15 protein-coding genes are annotated in these 20,455 nt (G+C 60.9%); 2 read left to right on the top strand and 13 right to left on the bottom strand.

Annotation, left to right across the window (positions count from 1 at the left end; all coding sequences use genetic code 11):
- Positions 1-34 precede the first annotated feature (34 nt).
- From J4D99_RS16345 to J4D99_RS16295, 12 genes are all read right to left on the bottom strand, one after another.
- Positions 35-1,507 carry a CoA-acylating methylmalonate-semialdehyde dehydrogenase gene (locus tag J4D99_RS16345; protein WP_236018700.1) on the bottom strand — a complete coding sequence of 491 codons (1,473 nt, stop codon included), beginning with the start codon at positions 1,505-1,507 and terminating at the stop codon, positions 35-37.
- A gap of 228 nt (positions 1,508-1,735) precedes the next feature.
- Positions 1,736-5,731: a discoidin domain-containing protein gene (locus J4D99_RS16340; protein WP_208132804.1), complete on the bottom strand. Its 3,996-nt coding sequence runs from the start codon at positions 5,729-5,731 to the stop codon at positions 1,736-1,738.
- A 268-nt stretch (positions 5,732-5,999) separates the two neighbouring features.
- Positions 6,000-6,569 carry a GNAT family N-acetyltransferase gene (locus J4D99_RS16335; protein ID WP_208132803.1) on the bottom strand — a complete coding sequence of 190 codons (570 nt, stop codon included), beginning with the start codon at positions 6,567-6,569 and terminating at the stop codon, positions 6,000-6,002.
- Between the two features lies 1 nt (position 6,570).
- Positions 6,571-6,783, bottom strand: a complete 213-nt coding sequence (locus J4D99_RS22330) for a DUF7957 family protein (protein WP_503104895.1) — start codon at positions 6,781-6,783, stop codon at positions 6,571-6,573.
- 69 nt (positions 6,784-6,852) lie between these two features.
- Positions 6,853-7,491, bottom strand: a complete 639-nt coding sequence (plsY, locus tag J4D99_RS16330; protein ID WP_208132802.1) for a glycerol-3-phosphate 1-O-acyltransferase PlsY — start codon at positions 7,489-7,491, stop codon at positions 6,853-6,855.
- A 55-nt stretch (positions 7,492-7,546) separates the two neighbouring features.
- Positions 7,547-13,144, bottom strand: a complete 5,598-nt coding sequence (locus tag J4D99_RS16325) for a hypothetical protein (protein ID WP_208132801.1) — start codon at positions 13,142-13,144, stop codon at positions 7,547-7,549.
- Positions 13,145-13,204: 60 nt separating this feature from the next.
- Entirely contained in the window at positions 13,205-14,035 is an 831-nt protein-coding gene (prmA, locus tag J4D99_RS16320) for a 50S ribosomal protein L11 methyltransferase (RefSeq protein WP_208132800.1), read from the bottom strand.
- Positions 14,036-14,149: 114 nt separating this feature from the next.
- Positions 14,150-14,533 (bottom strand): 7(1) septoil knot domain-containing protein, encoded by a 384-nt coding sequence (locus J4D99_RS16315; RefSeq protein ID WP_208132799.1) that lies wholly within the window; start codon positions 14,531-14,533, stop codon positions 14,150-14,152.
- A gap of 107 nt (positions 14,534-14,640) precedes the next feature.
- The gene (gene tpiA / locus J4D99_RS16310) at positions 14,641-15,405 is read right to left on the bottom strand and encodes a triose-phosphate isomerase (protein WP_208132798.1); all 765 of its coding nucleotides are present in this window, start codon (positions 15,403-15,405) and stop codon (positions 14,641-14,643) included.
- Between the two features lie 130 nt (positions 15,406-15,535).
- Positions 15,536-16,324, bottom strand: coding sequence for a TspO-related membrane protein (locus J4D99_RS16305; protein ID WP_208132797.1), 789 nt, complete (start codon positions 16,322-16,324; stop codon positions 15,536-15,538).
- A gap of 171 nt (positions 16,325-16,495) precedes the next feature.
- Positions 16,496-17,422, bottom strand: a complete 927-nt coding sequence (gene cysK, locus J4D99_RS16300) for a cysteine synthase A (RefSeq protein WP_208132796.1) — start codon at positions 17,420-17,422, stop codon at positions 16,496-16,498.
- Positions 17,423-17,460: 38 nt separating this feature from the next.
- Positions 17,461-18,303, bottom strand: a complete 843-nt coding sequence (locus J4D99_RS16295) for a serine O-acetyltransferase (RefSeq protein WP_208132795.1) — start codon at positions 18,301-18,303, stop codon at positions 17,461-17,463.
- 228 nt (positions 18,304-18,531) lie between these two features.
- On the opposite strand from J4D99_RS16295, the gene J4D99_RS16290 reads away from it, so the two are divergent.
- Both J4D99_RS16290 and J4D99_RS16285 read left to right on the top strand, forming a co-directional pair.
- Positions 18,532-18,846: a cupin domain-containing protein gene (locus tag J4D99_RS16290; RefSeq protein WP_208132794.1), complete on the top strand. Its 315-nt coding sequence runs from the start codon at positions 18,532-18,534 to the stop codon at positions 18,844-18,846.
- 75 nt (positions 18,847-18,921) lie between these two features.
- Complete coding sequence (locus J4D99_RS16285) at positions 18,922-19,317, top strand: hypothetical protein (protein WP_208132793.1); 396 nt, start codon at positions 18,922-18,924, stop codon at positions 19,315-19,317.
- Here J4D99_RS16285 and J4D99_RS16280 read toward each other — a convergent pair.
- Positions 19,314-20,300: a YheT family hydrolase gene (locus J4D99_RS16280; protein WP_208132792.1), complete on the bottom strand. Its 987-nt coding sequence runs from the start codon at positions 20,298-20,300 to the stop codon at positions 19,314-19,316. The two genes, J4D99_RS16285 and J4D99_RS16280, sit on opposite strands and share 4 nt — an antisense overlap.
- Positions 20,301-20,455 lie beyond the last annotated feature (155 nt).

The raw sequence follows: 20,455 nt of genomic DNA, 5'->3' as shown, positions 1-20,455 counted from the left end.
ACCTAATAAATTAAAAACAAGTAGCTAAGCCTGCCTAGCTCATCCAGTTCACCCGCGACTCGGGGTTCCACTTGGTCGTGGTTTTCTTGAGCTGGGTCCAGAACTCGATGGAGCTTTTGCCGGTGATATCACAAGCGCCGAATTTCGACTCGTTCCAGCCGCCGAATGAGAAGGGCTCGCGGGGCACGGGCACGCCAATGTTCACGCCTATCATGCCAGCGCTGGCGTGGTCCATTACGTAGCGGGCATGGCTGCCGCTTTGGGTGAAAACGGCGGCGGCATTGCCGTAGGGGTTGGCATTTTCGATGGCTAGGGCCTCGTCAAGGCTCTTGGTGCGCAGAATGGCCAGCACCGGACCGAAGACTTCTTCCTTGGCGATAGCCATGTCGGGCGTCACATAATCGACTACCGTGGGGCCCACGTAGTAGCCATCCTCGTGGCCGGGCACGACCGCGCCGCGGCCGTCGAGCAGCACCTTGGCGCCAGCCGCTTCGGCCTCGGTGATGTAGCGCTCGATGCGCTCCTTGGCTTCGCGGCTGATAACAGAACCTAGGTTCTGACCCGGCACAATCTTCTTGGCTTCTTCGACCAGCTTACTTACAATGTGGTCGATACCAGCTACGCCCACCATCGTGGAGCCGGCCATGCAGCGCTGCCCCGCGCAGCCCGACATGCTTGCCGCTACGTTGCTAGCCGTCATTTCGGGGTGGGCATCGGGCAGCACGATGAGGTGGTTTTTGGCCCCACCCAGCGCCACGCAACGCTTGAGGTTGGAGGTGGCCCTGATGTAGACAGTTTTGGCAATGGGCGTCGAGCCCACGAACGACACGGCCGCGATGCCGGGGTGGTCGCAGATGGCTTCGACGATGGTTTTGTCGCCGTTTACCACGTTGAGCACGCCATCGGGCAGGCCGGCTTCTTTCAATAATTCGGCGATTTTAACGGCGCTCAACGGCACTTTCTCCGAGGGCTTCAGTATCATGCAGTTGCCGAGCACGAGGGCATTTGGAATGGTCCAGTGCGGCACCATGTTGGGGAAGTTGAACGGTGCGATGCTAGCCACCACCCCTAGCGGCTTGCGCTCGGCGCGGGCTTCCACGCCCTTACTCACTTCCAGAAACTCGCCTTGGATGAGCTGCGGCAGCGAGCAGGCAAACTCGGTGAGCTCCACGGCTTTTTCGACTTCGGCGCGGGCCTCGTCGTAGGTCTTGCCGTTTTCCTCGCGCACGAGGTCGGCCAGGGCCTTCATGTCGCGCTCCAACAGCGTTTTGTAGCGGTAAAATATCTGCACCCGCTCCTTAATCGGGGTGGCCGACCAGGCCGGGAACGCCGCCTGCGCGGCTTTCACGGCCGCATCCAAATCGGAGGCACTGCTCAGGGGCATGGCCGAGATGATGGCGCCGCTCAAGGGGCTAAACACATCGAGCAGGGCGGCGGCCGGAGTGTCTATGGGCTGACCGGCGACGTAGTTGCGGATGGCAGGATACTTCAGCGCTTGCGTTTCCATAGATTACCAAAGTGTTTAGGAGCGAAAGCTAGGGTTTTTTCTGGAAATACCAAATGCGCGCTACACTAATTTTCAGCTACTTGCTGCAGCTATCAGAAAATAAAGCCGCCACATCTGCTGAATTAGCAGATGTAGCGGCTCCGATTATTTTTCGGCAGGGCAGTTAGCGTCCGCTAGCGTCCTGTTTTGCGGCATCAGGGGGCCAGCCTTCCACAATTGGTCGGGGCCTCATTGCTTCAGAATGCGGTGCACCTGCTGGCCTTCGGCGCTGCTCACGGTGAGCAGATATACGCCCGCTGGGAGGCGGCTCACGTCGAGCTCGGTGCTGGCCTGGCCAGCCTCGGCAGTGGCGGTGTGTACTACAGCGCCGCGCAGGTCGCGCAGCACGAGGGTGTGGGCCGCCGCGCCGCTTAGCCCGACCGTGAGGCGGCTGGCGACGGGGTTGGGGTAGGCAGCATTAGTGGGGCTAGCTACGCTGGCGGGGACTGCGGGGGCCATGAGGCGGCCGGTGCAGGTAGTGCCGGCCGTGTAGCTGTGCGGCGTGGCACTGGAGTTGCGCTCGGTAGTGCTGGTACCTACGCGGTAGGTGAAGTAGAACGAAATAGCCGTGCCGGCCGGCTGCGCCTGCGAGAAGGTGAAATTGCTGCCCGAAGCTGTCATTTGATAGCCGGCGTAGCCGTTGGCCGCGCCCGCTTTGATGTAGATGAGCGCCATGGTGCAGCCCGCAATGGGCGCCTGCGGGATAAACGTCCAGTTGACGTTGCCGCTGGTGGTCGCTACCTGATAGGTGTAGTCGCCGCTAGCCACCGTGCCCGAGCAGGCGGTGCCTGTGCTGGTGCCACCGCTGGCGGCGGTGCCGTACACTTCCAGCTCGTAGAGCGAGTAGCCGTAGGTGGTGCCGCGGGCGGTGCCATACATGCGTACGTAGCGGCCGGTGCCGGCCAGGCCGGTCCAGTCGTTGGTGAGCGTGGTGTTGCCGGTCACGGTTTTGATGGTGGTCCAGGTCGAGGCATCGGGCGAGGTCTGGATGAGGTAATCTTTGCCGTAGGCAGCTTCCCAGGTCAGTTTTACCCGGCTCACATTGTAGCTAGCCCCCAGGTCCACGTAAAGCCACTGCGGGTCGGCAAAGGCGCTGCTCCAGCGGGTGCTGGTGGCGTCGCCATCCACAGCGGCCGAGCCGGGGGTGCCCGAGTTTTCGGTCGATGAGGTGAACGTGGGCTTGTTCAGGGCGAGGTTGGTGCTGGTGGGGGCGGCGCTCACCGTCACGCTCACGGCGGCCGAGGTAGTGGCGGCGCCCGCATTGTCGGTGGCTTTGGCCGCGAGCGAGTAGGTGCCCGCGGCTACGCCGGCCCAGGTGTAGCTGTAGGGGCTAGCGGTGGCCGTGCCTAGCAGCGTAGTGCCCTGGTAGAATTCTACTTTGCTCACCGTACCATCCGAGTCGGCTGCATTGGCGGTGAGCGTAAGGCTGGCGGGAGCCGTGTAGGTGGCACCCGCCGCTGGCGAGGTCAGGCTGACCGTCGGGGCCGCGTTGGTAGCGCCATTCTTGCTGAGGCTGCGCAGATTATCGACGTAGTACACATCGCCGGTGCTGGAATTGGGCGCGAACAGGAACACAGCCCGGTCTACGCTGGCGTCGGTAGTGCTGGCATCGGGCGAGCTGGCGTAGGTGAAGATGAGCGTGTGCCAGGTGTTGGTTTTCTGTACCACGGCCTGGTAAATGCTGTGGCGGCCCGCTGGATAATTGCTAGGGGTCGAAGCGGCGCTGCTTTCTAGCTGCCACGAAATAACGGTGCCCACGGGCGCGCTGGTATACAGGTCCATCGCCAGCACTTTAGTGCCCGAAACGTAGGCACTGCCATCCTTTATAGAGTTGGTGCTGAACGACAAGACGTCGTAGGTAGCTGTGGCCTTGCGGGCGTATTGGCCCACGTGAGCCGAGGTATTAACGCCCGTAGCCGAGGGGTTAGCCACGGTGGGCGAATAGGCGCCGTCCGAGCTGAGGTAGGTCAGGTTGTGCGTCGCCTCGTAGTCCTCAAACGTGGAGCCGGCCGAATACGTGGGGTCGGCCACGTGCTTGGCAATGCGCAGGTTGTCGAGGTAATAGGTATTGCCGGTATTCGAGTTGCCCGCAAACAACACGGCTAGCTGGTCGATGGCCACGTTGGCCGTGCCGGCATCGGGCGCGGTGTCGAAGTCTAGCGTGAGCGTTTCCCAGGCATTCTGCGTGGTGGTATTGACGATGTAGGTGCTGTTGCGGCCGGCCGGGTAGTTGCCTGCTGCGGCGGCTTTGTTTTGCAGCGTAATGCGCACCGAGGTACCCACTGGCGCGTCGGTGTAGAGGTCTAGCTGCAGCTGATACGTCTGGTCTTTAAACTTGCCCGCGTCGGTGATGACGGTGCCAGCCGGGGTAGCATTGAAGAACAGCACGTCGTACTGCTGGGTGCTGTTGCGCACGTACTTAGCCACCTTGGCCGAGGTATTTACGCCCGTGGCCGAGGGGTTGGCCACGGCCGCAGTGTAGGTGCCGTTGGTACCCGTGGCATCGTAGCTGATGGCGCTGGTGCCATCATAGTTTTCGAGCACGGTGGTGGCTACGATGGGCGGCGTGGGCTGGGTCAGCACCCGCACGTTGTCGAAGTAAAACGTATCGCCGGTGTACGTAGCTGGCTCAAACAGGAAAGCCACGTTGTTGATGGCGAAGATGCTCGTGCCGGCATCAATGGTTTGCTCGTAGGTGAACGCCAGCGTTTCCCAGGCATTCTGCCTGGTCGTGAACGCCTTGTAGGAGCTATGTCGCCCACTAGGGTAGTTGGTGGCAGTAGTTACCGAGCTGTTCTCAAACTGCATAGTGACCTTGCTGCCCACCGGCGCGGTCGAGTACACATCCACGTACACCTTTTTGCGGCCGGCCACGAAGTCATTGGCGTCGGCGATAGCCAGGTTCTTGACATTCAGCACATCATATTGCTGCGAGGCGGCGCGCACGTACTTGCCCACGGTCGAAGAGGTATTGGGCGCCGCGCTGCCGGGGTTGGCCACCGCTTGGGTGAGCGTGCCCGTGCCGGCATAGGCTAGCAGGCGGTTGCTCTCGAAGTCCTCAAATACTTTCTCTACCTGCAAGGCCGGACCGATGGTAACGGCCTTGGTGTAAGAGCCTGTGGTGCAGCCACTAACGGCTACCGATACGGCCACATTACCGCCGGTGCTGCCCCAGTTTACGGTGATGGTGTTGGTGCCCTGGCCGCTCACAACGGTGGCGCCGCTAGGCACCGTCCAGGTATAAGTGCCGCCCGCAATGGGGTCGATGCGGTAGTTTTTGTATTGCTCGTTGGGAAATACCTGCCCGTCGCCAATCACGGCGTAGTTGTAGGTGCCCTTGTACACGCGCACGTAATCCACTAGGGTCTGCGTGGGGTAGTCGGCGGGCGTAGGCGCGATATTGCCAGTGTAGCCCGAGCCGGGGCCACCCACGGCCGCGTTCAAAATGACGTAGAAGTTGTTGTCATTAAAGGGGAAGACACCGTTGGGGGTGGTCTGCGGCGTTACGGTATTGTAGAGGTTGCCGTCCACGTAAAAGCGCAGCACATCGGGCCCCCACTCCAGGGCATACACGTGGAAGCCCGTCGATAAATCGACGCCCGCCGCGTAGGTGCGGCTAGCGAAGTACGGATTATTACCTCCCGCATTGCCGATGGCCGTGCCCGTCACCGAAGTCGGGTTCTTGTGCTTGGCCTCCATAATGTCGATTTCGCCGGTAGTGGGCCAGTTGCCGGGGTCGGCCAGCATCCAGAAAGCCGGCCACACGCCGCCCGCCGAGGGTAGCTGCATGCGCGCCTCAATGCGCCCATACTTGAAGGTTTGGAGTGTACCCTTGCCCGGAATCTTCGACTGCAGCTTGCCCGAGCTGTACTGATACGTGTTGCCGCTAGGAGCCGTGGTGGTTTCAAACTTGGTGCTGATGACCAGATTACCGCCGGTGGTCGCGATGTTTTGGGCGCGGTAGTTTTCGAGCTCCGCGTTGCCCCAGCCGCACACCGTGGGGCAGCCATCGCCGGTGACGACCTTCCACTTGGTAGTGTCGAGGGTGGCGTTGTTGAACTCATCGGCCCAAACGAGCTGGGTGCATTGGGCGTGGCTAGCGGCTGGCAGGCCTAGCAGCAGTGCTCCGCCGTAGAGAGCGGCCCGCCAATAGCGGCGAGCCTGCACAGTAAAAGGTGCAGTCATACTTGTGGAAAAGGGAAAGAGGTTGGTAAACAGCCGGCGGCCTAGCCAAAATGGTCAGGGCCAGCACCCAAAGGTGCAGAAAATGCGCCTTAAAAAAGGCGTCTATCTTCTACCATCTGCCTGCTTCTCCTGCGCTTTTCCCCTACCCTATTCGCCTACTACACACTCACTTTTATGTTGATGGTGGTAGGCATGGCGCACTACCGCTAGCCGGCTTGGCCAGCCCTACGCTAAAAGACAACCCTACTTTTTACCGAATGCCAAAATTTTACACATCGGCTTGCTGCGCTGCGTACTCGGCCCGCGTGAGGCGGTACTGCCACAGGTCGTAGTAACGGCCGTCGCGCTTGGCATGCTGGGCCAGCTCTCCTTCCTTTACCATACCGTTTTTCAGCATTACCCGGCCCGAGGCTGGGTTTTCGGCAATGTGCGTGGCGTAGATTTTATTCAGCGCCAATTTCTCAAAGCCAAAGCGTAGCACCGCCGCCAGCGCCTCGCTGGCTAGCCCCTGCCCCCAGTAGGGCTGCCCGAGCCAGTAGCCTGCCTCGGCCCGGTCAAAGCGCCGCTCCACGGTGAGCCCGATGCCACCGATAAACTCGCCAGTGGCCTGCAGCTCGATAGCAAAGGCGTAGCCGGTTTGCCGCTCAATATTCTCCTGGGTAAGCTGCACCCAGCGGCGGGCATCCTCCACCCCATAAGGATGCGGAATATTGAGGGTGTTTTTGGCTACTTCGTAGTTGCCAGCCAGGGCCACGAGGTGGGGCACATCAGCAAGAGCGAAGGCGCGCAAACGCAAGCGCGAAGTGGTAAGTTGAGGAAAATTGGCAGTAGAAGACATATCATTTCGTTAGTTCACTCCTGATAATCTTCCCCGTTTCGGGGTCTAGTGTGCAACAGAAACAGTCAAAAGTGGCAGCTTGGAGCAAAGTACCATCGCCCACGAAATCAGTATAAAAATCTCCCAACCGCCGGGCTTCTGCTATCCATGCTCTACCGCCTTCCGCATCATATGCGTAGAGATTACGAACAGGCCCAGCGAATGGGAAATTCATCCAATCATAGATGACCACTAGCTTATTCCCGAACTGCCGCGTTGCAAGAACATTAAATTCCATAAGGCTCTATCGCTTGCCCCACAGTGGCACGCGGCTTTCGGTACCGGCACGCAGGCGGCCAATGTTAGCGCGGTGGGTATAGATGAGCATGAGGGCTAGCAGAAAGCCAAACCACACCTGCAGTGAGTTGGCGGGCCGGAAGGCGGGTAGTAATTGTAAAAAAGCAAATGTCACCCCGGCCGTCATGCTGCTCAGCGACACGTAGCGCGTAGTGCCCAGCACCACCAGAAACACCAGCAGCGCCACGCCCACCGTGGCCGGCGCAATAGCCAGCATCATACCCAGGATGGTAGCCACGCCCTTGCCGCCCCTAAACTGGGCTAGCACCGGGTAGATGTGTCCCACCACCGCCAGCACCCCGCAGGCCAGTCGGTAGTAAAACAGATTTTCGGGTTGAATAAGCCCTTGGCTTAGTAGCAGATTGGGCAGAAACCAGGCTGCCGCGAAGCCCTTAAAAGCATCGACGAGCAGCACAAACGAGCCTGCTTTTTTGCCCAGCACCCGGAAGGTATTGGTAGCGCCAGCGTTGCCAGAGCCGTGCTCCCGAATGTCGGCGAGGTTAAAAAACGCCCGGCCCACCCACAGGGCCGTGGGAATGGAGCCTAGCAAATACGCCGCAAGCAGCGCCAAAGCGATAAGTAGCATGGCGCAAAAGTAAGCCGCCCCGGAGGTCGGCTCCGGGGCGGCTTACTTTGGACTGCTAGGAGTCGCCGAAGGGGTCTTCGGCCTCCGTCTTCTTCTTTTTCTTTTTCGACTTTTTGTCCGTTTCCACCCCGGGTTCGGCGCTAGGGTCCGGCTCGGGGTCCTTGACCTTGGCCTTCTCCTTTTTGGCCGGCGCCTCGGGTGGGGCAGCAGCGGGCTCAGGGGCTTTCTCCTTCACCTTCTCCTTTTTAGCCGGGGCCGGAGCGGCGGCCGGCTCGATTATGCCATCGCCGAAGGGGTCATTCGCCTTCTTTTTCTTTTTCTTGGTGGGGGCCTCAACCGGGGGCTCGGCAAAGCTATCCGAGCCGCCGCCTGCCTCGGTGCCCGTGGCTTCGTCGGGCTTGCGCTTGCGGTTTTTCTTGGCTTCGATGGCCGCGGCAGCGGCTTCTTCTTCGGCCGCTTTTTCCTGGGCTAGCTTTTCCTCGGCGGCCGCCATGGCCTTGCGGCGCGCCATGGTTTCCTTGTCCGACTCGTTAAGGTAGGTCTTGCGGAAGCGCGTCCGGAAGGCTTCTACCTCATCGAGGTCGCCGAGGAAGGCGCCATACTCGGTAGCCGTGTTGTAGTCGTACTTGGCCTTGGAGCTAACGGCATAGTTATACTTCTCGTCGAGCGACTGCGTCACGAGCACGCCCTTGTCAAAGCGGAAGTAATAGAAGTAGCCCGGCGAGGGCTCCAGGTAGAGCTCCACATAATCCTGGCCATCCACGCGCTTTACTTCCAACAGGCCCTGCATGAGGGCATTGAAGGGCTGCTTGCCCACGCCACCCAGTCCGATGGGACCTACCGAGTACCAGGCCCGCTGCTTGGCATTCCAGCGCAGGTCAACCCGGTTGATAAGCAGCGTGCGCAAAAACTTGGGCGACAGCTTTTGCAAGGCATCGGGGGCAGCGCCCATCTTATGGTCGGCAAAGTTTTTAGCCGCTGCGTTGCCCCCTAGCTGGCCTATCAGGAACAGGTCGTTGGGGTCATTGCCGATGGCTTCGGCCGACGACTTGGTGAGCTTGACCACGTTAGCGGCCATAGCTTCCGGTGCCTTCTCAGGCATCGTGATATTAAAGCCCAGCATCGCCCGCATACGGTAGGCCCCCGAGTCGGGCGCTGCCGTGCCCACCGCAGCACCGGCGATGGTGAAGTTTTTCTGCGACGCTAGGGGGTTGAGCGGACCGCGCCAGGCCAGCTTATTGGTTGCTTCCTCAAAAGTTAGCGCAGCCCCTTCGTACTCATCCGGGTCGTCGAGTTTGGCCCGCGAGAGCGAGTATCGCCCCGCCTTGGTGTCGTAGCGCAGCGTGCCGTCTACTTTAAAGAGCGGCACATCGGTCGTGCTATTGGGCGTGCCAAAGTATAGGGGGTACAGGCCCTGCCCCTCATCGCCCATAAAAAGGCCGGCAAGGAGCGGAGTGCCATCCTCCCCTTTCGCATCTTCCAGGTTAATGGCAATGCTCTTCGGGTTGACGGTGTCCTTCATAGCTATCCAGTCGGCACCGGCCTTGTTCTTGCCGAAGTTGAGCTTCACCTCACCCTGGAAGGCCAGCCCACGCCGCTGCGAGTTCAGCTTTACCTCGCCCCGGTAGCCGATGCGCGGCGCCAGGTTGAAGTTGTCGGTGTCTTGCACATTGGCCGAGCCAGCAAGCGCCACTCCTCTGCTCACGGGAGCCTCGTCGCCAGCCTTGCGTGCCCGGAGCAGGCTGGTCAGGCCGCCGCGCTTGTGGGTGGTGGCACCGGCCAGGGGATGCGCATTGGCCGAGTCGGGGTGGAAGTCGCGAAACGTGAGGGCCACCGAGTCGCCATTCGCATACTTAAAGGTGTACTTGGCCTGGCCCGTAAACTCATACCTCGACTTAATAACGAGGCTACCCATGTAGAGGCGGTGAAACCTGGACACCGAGTCCATCAGTACCCGGGCCCGATGCATTTCCTGAAACTTGCCGCCCGGCAGCACCGCTACCCGGCCTGAATCGGGCATCACCCACGAGTCGGCAATGGCTATAGTATGCACCCCCTTGGCTTGCAGCTTGTACTTAGCCAGGTCGTAGATAGCCGACTCGGCCCGGAACTTCAGGCCGTACTGGTCGGGGCGCGTCGAGGTGAAGTACGAGTGCGTAGAGTCGGCGCCCGCACTCAGCAGCACGCGCTTTTTCTTGAAGTCCCAGCGCCCCGTGTTGAGCGAGCTGCTGAAGTCGGTATAAGGCAGGTCGATGGTGGCTTTACTGCCCGCTTCGCGCTTAAAATCAGCAAAGCCACGCTTGAGGTCATACGTCAGGCTCACGTCGTTGGCCGTGAGCGCGGGCTTGCCGGCCTGGGCCGACTTCACGCTTAGCAGCGCCTTCTGGCCCGAGTAAGAGTCGTTTTTGAACACCAGGCTTTCGGAGCGCACGTAGCTCTGGGGGCCATCGAGGCGGCCAGCGCCCCCCACTACCTTAGGCGTCAGCAGCAGCGAGCCTTTAAAGGTGTGGTCGGCATATACTTTAGCCGTGGCCCCATCGGGTGGCGTGCGCAGGCGCAGCGAGTCGGCGCGCGGGTTCCAGTTGATGAGGTAGCCGGTGGGCAGCACCACCTTGGGTGTAGTGGGGCTAGCGGCAATGCCGCCGGCCTTGCCCTCGCCGGTGAGCGAGTCGCTGTACATCACGAAGCGGTCGCTCTGGAGCGTAGCCGCCAGGTAGGTTACGGTGCCTTTCGCCTGCAGGCCGTCTTTATTGAGGCGCACTTTGGCGCCCGGCGCGAGGCGCCCCTTGCCGCCATACATGGGATAGCCAGCGGCAGGCACAGTGTGCACAAAGCCCATCGAGCCGTCTTCCTGCGTGCTCAGGGCCGTCTTGATGGGCGGCAGTGCCTTGCTATGAAATACGCCTATGAAGTTGCCGCGCGACTTGCCGGTGCCCATCGAGTCGAAGCTAAACGGGGGCACGTCGAAGTAGGTAGTGGTGTCGTAGGCCCCCCCTAGCACATCGGGCTTGTTAAAATAGACATAAGCGCCCGATGAGGAGGCAAAGGCCGGGTACTTCGGCATCTTCTTGCGGCCCGAGCGGTTGGTCGGGTCGTTCAGGTAAAGGCGCCCGCTTTGGTACTTACCCTTATTGGTGAGCACAAAATCGCTGGCGTGGGTTTCGTCAGCCGACACCGTTTTGTTGCTGGCTTTCTTGCGCTTATTCCGAATAGTAAGCGAGTCGATGCGGGGCATGTCGATGTAATACCCGTCATAGTCGAAAAGAAAGTCCTTGCCTTTAAAGCCGTAAATAGACGTTTTCACGCGCCCGCCAAACTTGAGATTACGGTTGCGCTCCATGCGCACCGTGCCGCTGTCGGGCTGCACAAACACTGCCGCCGAGTCATCGGAGAAGCTAAACTGCTTCACTCCGTGCACTATTAGCTGGTTGCTGGCCAGGTTGAGCGTGGCACTACGCCCCGAGCCGCTGAGCGACTTAATGTCGATGTGGTCGTAGTCTTTTTTGTCGCGCGCGGCGCCCACGTAGTGCCGGCCCTTACGCAGCAGCACTACCTCGCCGGTTTGGGGCAGAATATCAACGTACCCATCGCGGGCTAGCCCACTGATGGCCGAGCGCAGGTTGGCCTCGTTGGTGCCGGTGGCCACAGCCACGTCGTGCACATTGAGCACGCTGCTGTGGCCGTGCTCGATGCTGTAGCCCAGCAGCAACTGCAGCGGGTGCAGGTGGTTGATACTTTTAAGCTGCTGGTAGCGGGTAAACGAAAAAAAGTTGCTGCTCTCAAAATCGGCCGATACCTGCGTGGGCGAGGTAATAATGCTAAAGTCCATCTTCGGCTCGCGCAGGTTCCAGGTCAGCAGCTGGGCGCGAATGTCTACCTGGTGGTACGAGTCGGAGTAGGGCGCGTTATGGTATAAGCCCTTCTCGTATAGCAGCTTCAGCTGCTCTTTACTCTTCAAGTACTTCAGCTCCACGCCGGGGTGGGTAATGGAATCGCCGGTGCTCTCATACAGCGCCACGCCTGCCCGGCCGGCCGTAATGACCGAGTCGCCGAGCACAAAATTGCGCGAAGCCGAGCGGAAGCGCAGCTTGTTATCCTGGCTCACGGTGAGGTGCGAGAGCGAGCCATCGAGCGAGGCCGAGAGCAGCGTGCTGCCGGCCATCGACAAGCCGCCCTGGTATTTGATACCGGGCCCGATATCCTTGATACGCACATCATTGGTGAGCGAAATAAAGCGCGGATAGCTGCTTTCGGTAGCGCCCGCCTTGCGGCGCACACTCTTGTAGCTAAGGGCACCTTTTACGGGCGCTTCGAGCCGTGCGGCATAGGTCAGGGTTACGGGCTGGGCCGTGAATTCGGGCTTGGCCAGGTCGAAGTCGAAGGGGCCAAGGTCGGCCGTCACGGGGTTGCCCTTCACCGTCCAGGCCACCTGCCCGCCGGTGGCCAGAAAGTGGCTGCCCAGCGTGGCCGCCGTACCACTCACCTTATGAATCACAATCGAGTCGCTGGCCGTGCGCATCACCAGCTCCGCGTCCTTCAGCTCAATCGTGGGCCCGCTGATAGCCGGCGGATAGTAGGCGTCATACGCCGCGCTGGCCGATGGCGCAAAGGGCACGTTGGGCTGGTCGAAGTCCGAGGCACTGGGCGCCCGCGCAGCGGCCGGCTTTGCCGCTACGGGTTTAGGCGTCGCTTTAGCCGATGCCTTGGCGGTCGTTTTTTTCTTGGGCGTGCCCCAGCCATCATTAGCCGGTGCGCCCCAGCCGTCGTTGCTAGCCTTCTTTTTGGGGGCACTGCTGACAGGCGGGCCCCACCCGTCGTTGGCGCTACCCCAGCCATCGTTCTTGCTGGCTTTGCTAGGGGTGCTCCACATATCGGCCGTGTCCCAGCCATCACTGGCGCGCTTTTTCCTGGCTACGGGCTTAGGCTTGGGTTTCGGCTTAGCTGCGGCGGCCGCGGGCTTGGCGGCCGGCAGGGCTGCTGGCTTGGGCAGAGCCGGGGTGGTATCGAAGGTGGCGTTGGGGTCGGGCGCGGCGGCCGCTTTATAAGCAAACGACAACTGCCCGCTCATCACGCGCAACGCGTTAAAACCCGAGCGGTAGAGGTAGCCGCCATTGAGCACCCGCGCCGTGGTGAGCAGGTATTTTTCTACGTCGGCGGCCGGGTCTTTCTCCACCGACTGCCCTAGCGCGTCGAGGTACTGGTCTACTTGCTGGTCGCTCAGGCCAGCGCGGGCTTTGCCCGTCACGAGGGCGCTGTAAAATGCCGTGAGGTGCGGCACCGGCCGCAGCTTCTTATCCAGCATTTTTTGCGAAAGTGCCGCGATGGCAGTTTGCTGGCTGGCCGTGAGCTGGTTGCTACCCCAGAGCTGGCGCAGCTTGTCGCCCAGCGCCATCGCGCCCGCATTATTAGTAGCCAGCATCATTGTGCGCACATCAATGATAAACTGCGCCGGGTCGGGCGAGAGGTGCCCCGTGTAGCGCTGCACGCTCACCTGGCCGGGGCGCACCTCGCCGCTCGCCCGGCCATCGGTGGGCGGCACTGGCGTGGCGGCTGGCGGCACGCCGGGCTTGGCAGCCGGCGGCTTAGCCATTTGGGCCGCCGCGGGCAGCAACGGAAAACTTAAGCAGAAAAAGGCGGCGAGCAGTCGCTTCATAAGGTCGGGCAAAAGCCGGGGTGGCCGGCTGGGCGTTTCCCGGCGGGTAACCGGAGCAGCTTATAGTTTGGTGAAGATGGCCGAAACCCAGTTGCGCAGCGTGCGGTGCCGCTCGTAGCGCAGGTTCTGGCGGGTTGCCTCGGCCGTTATCTTGGGTAAATCCTCTTCGTAAAACCCGCTGAATAAAATTGGTTTCCCACTGGGCAGCAGGCGCGCATATTCGTGCATGTCCTCGAGCAGCACGTTGCGGTTGATGTTGGCCAGAATCAAATCAAAGGGCTCTTCATCGGCTAGGGTCTCGGCGCCGCCCAGCCGACACTCGATGGTGCGGCAGTGATTTTCGGCCGCGTTGTCGCGGGCATTTTCCACGGTCCAGGGCTCCACGTCTACGGCCAGCACCTGGCGAGCACCCAGCATCTCGGCCATGATAGCCAGAATGCCCGTGCCGCAGCCCATGTCAAGTACCCGCTTGCCGTGGTGGTCAATATCAAGCTGATTCTCAATCATCAACGCAGTAGTTTCGTGATGACCGGTGCCAAACGACATGCGCGGCATTATCTCGATATCATACTCCACGCCCTCGGGCTTGGGGTGAAAAGGCGCCCGCACCGACACGCGGTCAGCGATGATAAGCGGCTGAAAATTCTTTTCCCACTCCTGGTTCCAGTTCTGGCGCGTTATCACGCGGTCCGAATACGCGAGCTCGCCTAGCCCTTCGTAACGGCTCATAATCTCGGCCACCGCGTCGCGGTCGAAGGCATCTTCGGTAGTGTAGGCGCAAAAGCCAGCGTCGTTGTCTTCAAACGTGTCGAAGCCTACTTCGCCCAGCTCGGCAACCAGAATATCGGCCAGCTCGCGCGGGGCCTGCACAGTCAACTCAATAAAATCCATTTTGGCAACGTAAAATGTAGAAACGCAACAGCACCGCCGCGCATTGCAGGCGCCGCGGCCGAAGGATAGCGGGGGCTAATCCGGCGGTTGCGGCGCTTGCCCAGCGCAGCGGTGCTACTGCTTGCAGCCCGCAAACGAGCGCACCTTGGTGTAATGAATGGCGAAATCGGCCCGGCTGCGGTCGGTGGTTACGTACAGCGTGTAGTCGGCAAACTCGCGGTTTTCGGCTGGGCACCACAGCCCGGCCTTGTCAGCGAACAGCTTGTTAGTTTCGTTGAAAACCAACACGTCGGCAAATGCCTGCTCAGGTTCAATATACACCACGGCAAAGCACGAATTGGCGCGCCGCGGGTCGTTTTCGAGGTAGATGGAACCGTAAATTTTGCAGGGTTCTACCGAGCCGGCCGGGCGCACAGCTGCGCTACCCGGCCGGCTAGCCGCACTGCCCGAATTGGGCGGCGCGAAAAAAAGTAGAAAAGTGAGAAAAAAAGATAGCACGACGTAGCTGCGTAAAAGGATGAACTAGAATTTATAACAGTAGGCTAGCCGGTTAAGGCAATAATTCGGCCTAAAATACAATTCGTCCTCTTTGCAGTGCCAGCTAGCTAAAAGGACTTTACAATTTCGACAAAATCGCGCGATTTCAATGAAGCGCCACCAATAAGACCGCCGTCTACATCGGGCTGGCTGAAAAGCTCGCGGGCATTCTGGGCGTTGGCCGAGCCACCGTAGAGGATAGTGGTATCGTCGGCTGTGGCTTGGTCATAGGCGGCAGCTACCTGCTGGCGAATGAACGCGTGCACCTCCTGCGCCTGCGCGCTGGTGGCTGTGCGGCCGGTACCAATGGCCCAGATAGGCTCGTAGGCGATAACTACTTTCGCGAAGTCTTCCTTGCTGAGGTGAAACAATCCGTTGGCCAGCTGCTGGCCGATAAAGTCGAAGGTTTCGTCGGCTTCGCGGGTTTCGAGGCTTTCGCCCACGCAGAAAATTGGCTTCAGGCCCGCAGCTAGGGCCGTGCGTAGCTTCTCTGCCAGCAAGGCATCGTCTTCGCGGAAGTGCTGGCGGCGCTCCGAGTGGCCGAGTATCACGTACTCGCAGCCCACTGAATGCAGCTGCCGGGCCGATACCTCGCCGGTGTAGGCGCCGCTTTCCTTCTGGTGGAAGTTCTGGGCCCCTAGCGCGGGGTTGCCGCTGTCGCCCAGCAGCCGGTGCACGCCCATCAGTAGCGGAAAGGGCGGGCAGATAACCACCTGCGGCTTGGGGCCGGAAAGCTCATCGTGCAGCATATGCACTATTTCCGAGGTCAGGGCCTGCGCTTCGGGCAGGGTAAGGTTCATTTTCCAGTTGCCGGCAACGAATTTCTGGCGCATGTAGGGTGCTTATTGATAGGTGATTGATGGTTGTTAAGCAGGAGCCGCTCCTTGCTCTCGCAGGAAGAACAAGCCGCTGCCCCTTGTAACAATTACCTCAAAAGTACAGGCTGCCGCTAGCTCCCCGCCCCTACCCGGCCGCCAGCACCTGCTGGCTGCGCCGCCAGCCCACCACGGCCGCGCTCAGTAGCAGCACCGAGGCGGCCCCTAGCGCCGCCATGGCCAGGCCAGGCTGGCTAGCCCGCTGGGCCACCCAGGTGCCAACGAGCCCCCAGGCAATAGGCAGCGGCAGCCGCACATCGTGGCTGCGCCAGGCTAGCCCCACCCCCAGCCCTACGGCCACCAGCAGCAGTGCGCAACAAGCGGCCACGCTCACCTCGGCCGACCAAGTAAGGCCAAAGCCATCGCGCAGCCCGAAGATGAAATTGAGCACAGTGGCCAGCATTATCCAGCCCAGGTAAAAGCTCAGAAACCACGTGGGCCAGCCGGGAGCCATCTGCATAAGCACCAGCTGCCGCGCCCGGCCGTAGGCCTGGGCCAGCAGTAGCAGCAGCAACACCATCACGGTGAGGCTGGCACTGATGAGCTCATAGCTGAATACCAGCGTCCAGGCGGTAGTGGCCAGCACGGCCATCGTCAGCAAGCCGTTGATGGCCAATGGCAAGCGGGCGCCCCGCTGCGCCGGCAGCAATTGCCACACTGCGTACACTACCAGCCCCAAAAAGATGATGCCCCAGATGCTGAAGGCGTAGCCCGCCGGCGTGAGTAGCGTGGGATGCCGGGCCGACATGGCGCCGTTGCTGAGCGCGCCGGCGGGTGGGCTGGCATTGTACACATAGTTGACGTAGAGACAGGCTAGCACAGCCACAGGTAGCGCCCAGCGCCAGAAGCGGTCGGCCGAAATTTCCAGTTTTTCCATACCTGCTTATACGTGGTTGAAAATCAAAAAACAAAAGAACGTCAGGCTGAGCTTGTCGAAGCGGTTCGCTCGCACCGTTGGGATTAGGCCCCCAGCGGCGCGGACGAGCTGCTTCGACAAGCTCAGCCTGACGTTCTGTGTGCGGAGTAGTTTTTCAGCTACCCTAGCGCTTTACACAAACAAGCCTTCTACCGAGAGGTAGCGCTCGCCGGTGTCGTAGCAGAAGGTGAGCACCTTGCCTCCCTGCGGCACGTCGGCCAGCTTTTTGGCCACGGCAGCCAGCGAGGCGCCCGATGAAATACCGCATAGAATGCCCTCTTCGCGGGCGGCGCGGCGCGTCATCTCAAAGGCCTCGTCGCGGCTCACCTGAATCACGCCATCGAGCAGGTCGGTGTGCAGGTTTTCGGGAATAAAGCCCGCACCCAGGCCCTGCAGGGGGTGCGGCCCGGGCGCGCCACCACTGATAACCGGCGACAAGTCGGGCTCCACGGCAAAGGTCTTCATATTGGGAAACAGTGGCTTAAGCACTTCCGTAACGCCCGTGATGTGGCCACCCGTCCCCACACCCGTGATGTGCATATCGAAGCCGCCTTCCGGCGAATCGGCCAGGATTTCCTGGGCCGTGGTAGCCACGTGCACCGCAATGTTAGCGGGGTTCGAGAACTGCATGGGCATCCAGGCGCCGGGCGTGCTGTCTACTATTTCCTGGGCCTTGGCAATAGCGGCTTTCATGCCGCCCTCGCGGGGCGTTAGCTCCAGGTTGGCGCCGTAGGCCGCCATGAGGCGGCGGCGCTCAATGCTCATGCTCTCGGGCATTACGAGCGTGATTTTATAGCCTTTCACGGCGGCTACCAGGGCTAGCCCCACGCCGGTATTACCCGAGGTAGGCTCCACAATGAGGCTGTCTTTGGTGAGAATACCGTCTTTTTCGGCTTGCTCAATCATGCTCAGCCCGATGCGGTCCTTGATGGAGCCGCCGGGGTTTTGGCGCTCCAGCTTCACCCACACCTCCACATCGGGGCGCTCGGCGGCGAATAAGCGGTTGAGTTTGACCAGCGGCGTGTGCCCGATAACGTCGAGCATAGAATTAGCTTTCATGGGGTGGAGTGAGGGGGAGTTAAGAGAAGGCAATTAAGTTAAATAGAGAACATTAGCTCACCGGCCGGGTCATCTTGCCGGGCCATATGCAGCTGTGCCCGGTGATACACCCGCGAGTGCGAGGGCACGCTCTCGGTCAGCCACACGTTGCCGCCGATAATGCTGCGCGTGCCAATAACCGTGCTACCACCCAGGATGGTGGCGTTGGCATAAATCACGACATGGTCTTCAATAGTAGGGTGGCGCTTGAGGCCTTGCAAGCCCTTGGTGACGCTCAGCGCCCCTAGCGTAACGCCTTGATAGATTTGCACATGCGCGCCAATCTCAGCCGTTTCGCCAATCACGATACCCGTGCCGTGGTCGATGCAAAACGCGGTTCCGATGCGGGCGCCGGGGTGAATGTCGATGCCCGTGCGCTGATGCGCGTACTCGCTCAGCAGGCGCGGCAGGCGCGGCACGCCACGCTGGTGCAGCGCGTGGGCCAGCCGGTGCAGCGCCGTGGCATAAAACCCGGGGTACGTGCTTAGTATCTCCCCCATACTTTGGGCAGCGGGGTCGGCGGCCAGGGTAGCTTCGGCATCGCGCAACAGGGCTTCGCGCAGCATCGGCAGGCCATTGAAGAGGCTATGGGCCAGGGCGCCCGGGGCGCTGGGCAAGCCGGGCACCTGGGCCAGCAGCTCGGCCAGCTCGGCCTGCAGGTGGTAGAGGGTGGCCGCTACGGCATCGGTGCCGGCCAGCGGCCGGGCGGCGCGCTCGGGGAAGAGCACCGCCAGCACCTGCTCGGCTAGCGCGCAGAAAGCCTGCCCTGGAAGGGCGCTGGGCACGGCCGCATGCGCCCGCGCCAATTGCTCGGCAAAGGTTTCGAGAGCGGCGGCAGACACGGCAGAATCATGGCTAGGGTGCAAAAATGGCTGGCAGGATAAAATACCCCGCTAGCATGGGTTTCTTAACCGAGCGGCCGGGGCGAAGGTTTTGACGCGCTTGGCACAACCGCTGGGCTAGCTCGGCCGTTAGTAGCCCGGGGGCTGCCTGGCATGCTTGCCGCGCCTAGCTCCTCTTTATTTATCTTCTTAATAAGCGTGGCTTACTGCGCGTTACTTCCCTTTTCCATGTCTACTACCAATGTCAATGCCGCATCGGCCACGCCTGGAGCCGACGGCGCCAAACACCTGGCCACCGGCCACCACGTGGCACTGCGCCTCTGGGAAAACGAAGAGCCCGGCGAGCCTAAACCCCTCAGCAATAAGCCTTACGAAACCGTAGGCTACGTACTAAAAGGCCGTGCCGAGCTGCACCTCGAAAATAAGGTGACGATGCTGGAGCCCGGCGCGTCGTATCTGGTGCCGCAGGGCGCCTCGCACACTTACAAAATTCTGGAGACGTTCTCGGCTATCGAGGCCACTTCGCCCCCGCAAACAGCCTAGGCTTAGGCAACACGGTTCTGCTAGCGCCCTTCCGGCCCCCCGGATAGGCGCTAGCTTTGTTTTTTCATTTGCATCATGCAGCTAGAGCTACTTGCTGACCGGGCCGGAATCAGTATTTCCTACGACCATACCAATCAGTGGCTTTATGCTGATTGGTATGGAGACCACACGCAGGAAACCTCACGCGAAGCCTGTGTGCTGCTGCTTGAGCAGCTACGGCTTCACCCCACCAGGAAAATCCTGAACGATAACAGCCGCATCACAAATACTACCGTCGAAATGAGCGAGTGGGGCGCGTGGTGGCTAAGCGAAATGCGTACGGCGGGGCTCGCTGCGCTAGCCTGGATATATCCCCGCAATTTCGCCGCTCGTAAGGCTACCGATGCTGTATTGCTTCGCGTTCAGCAGCCTGTTATTGCCACTTTCGACGATGTGGCTTCGGCCTATTTTTGGTTGCAGGCACAGCCCTAGCCGGGCACGGCGCGGGTAAAAAAGTCGATGGCCCGCCGCTCGGAATAGTACGGTCCGGCGGGCCCGCCTTCGTTGAAGCCGACGTGCCCGCCGCCGGCCGGCGTTTCGAGGAAGAAAAACTGGCTGGCCGATGCCGCCTCACGCGGAAAGCAGCTAGCCGGCAAAAATGGGTCGTTCAGGGCATTTACCAGCAGCGTAGGAACGCGAATGCCCGCCAGGTAGCGCCCAGAGGCCGACTGCTCGTAATAATCATCGGCCGAGGCAAAGCCGTGCAGCGGCGCCGTGTAGCGCTCGTCAAACTGCGGAAAATCGCGCAGCTGGTTGAGCTCGGTGAGGTCGAGCTGGCCGGGCAGGTGCGAATCTTTCACCCGCATCTTTTCCTTGAGCGAGTTCATGAAGCGCCGCAGATAAATCTGATTCTGCCAGCGACTGATGTGCACTGAGCTGGCCTTCAGGTCGGTGGGCACCGAAAACACGGCCGCTCGCCGTACCTGCGCTGGCACCCGCGCCGCGTTTTCGCCCAGGTATTTAAGCGTCACGTTGCCACCGGCCGAGAAGCCGGTCAGGTAAATTTCCGGGTAGCCTTTTGCTTCGGTGGCATGCTTGATAACCTCGGCCAGGTCGTCGGTATCACCGAGGTGGTAGGCGCGCAGCAGGCGGTTGGTTTCGCCGCCGCAGCCGCGGTAGTTCCAGGCCAGCGCGTCAAAGCCCGCTTGGTTGAGGGCCCGCGCCATACCGCGCACGTAGGGCCGGCTGCTGTCGCCCTCCAGCCCGTGCGAAATGACCCCTAGCCGCCGCGCCGGCTGCCCTGCTTTAGCCAGCGACCAGTCGAGGTCCACAAAGTCGCCGTCGGGCAGTTCCAGCCGCTCGCGCTGGTAGCGCACCTCGGGCACCCTGCGCAAGGTGCTGGCGGCAATAGTTTGCAGGTGGCCATTGGCGAGCAGGGCAGCCGGACGATAGGAAGAGGCGGGAAGCAGCGGCATAAAAGCAAGAGAATAAACTGGTCAGCTAGCCTATATTTTGCAGCAAAAGCAGCGCCAACCTGCTGCTCCCAGGTGTACCTGACGCGTTATCCCCGCAAAGATGCGCGTAGCAGCTAGCTGTTTGCCCGCTTACGCTGACGCGCTTACAGCTCCTT

This window comes from Hymenobacter sp. BT559, from assembly GCF_017571525.1.
Classification (GTDB): domain Bacteria; phylum Bacteroidota; class Bacteroidia; order Cytophagales; family Hymenobacteraceae; genus Hymenobacter; species Hymenobacter ginsengisoli.
The sequence above is the reverse complement of the archived record's forward strand: the minus strand, read 5'-3'. Positions and strand labels throughout refer to the sequence as shown.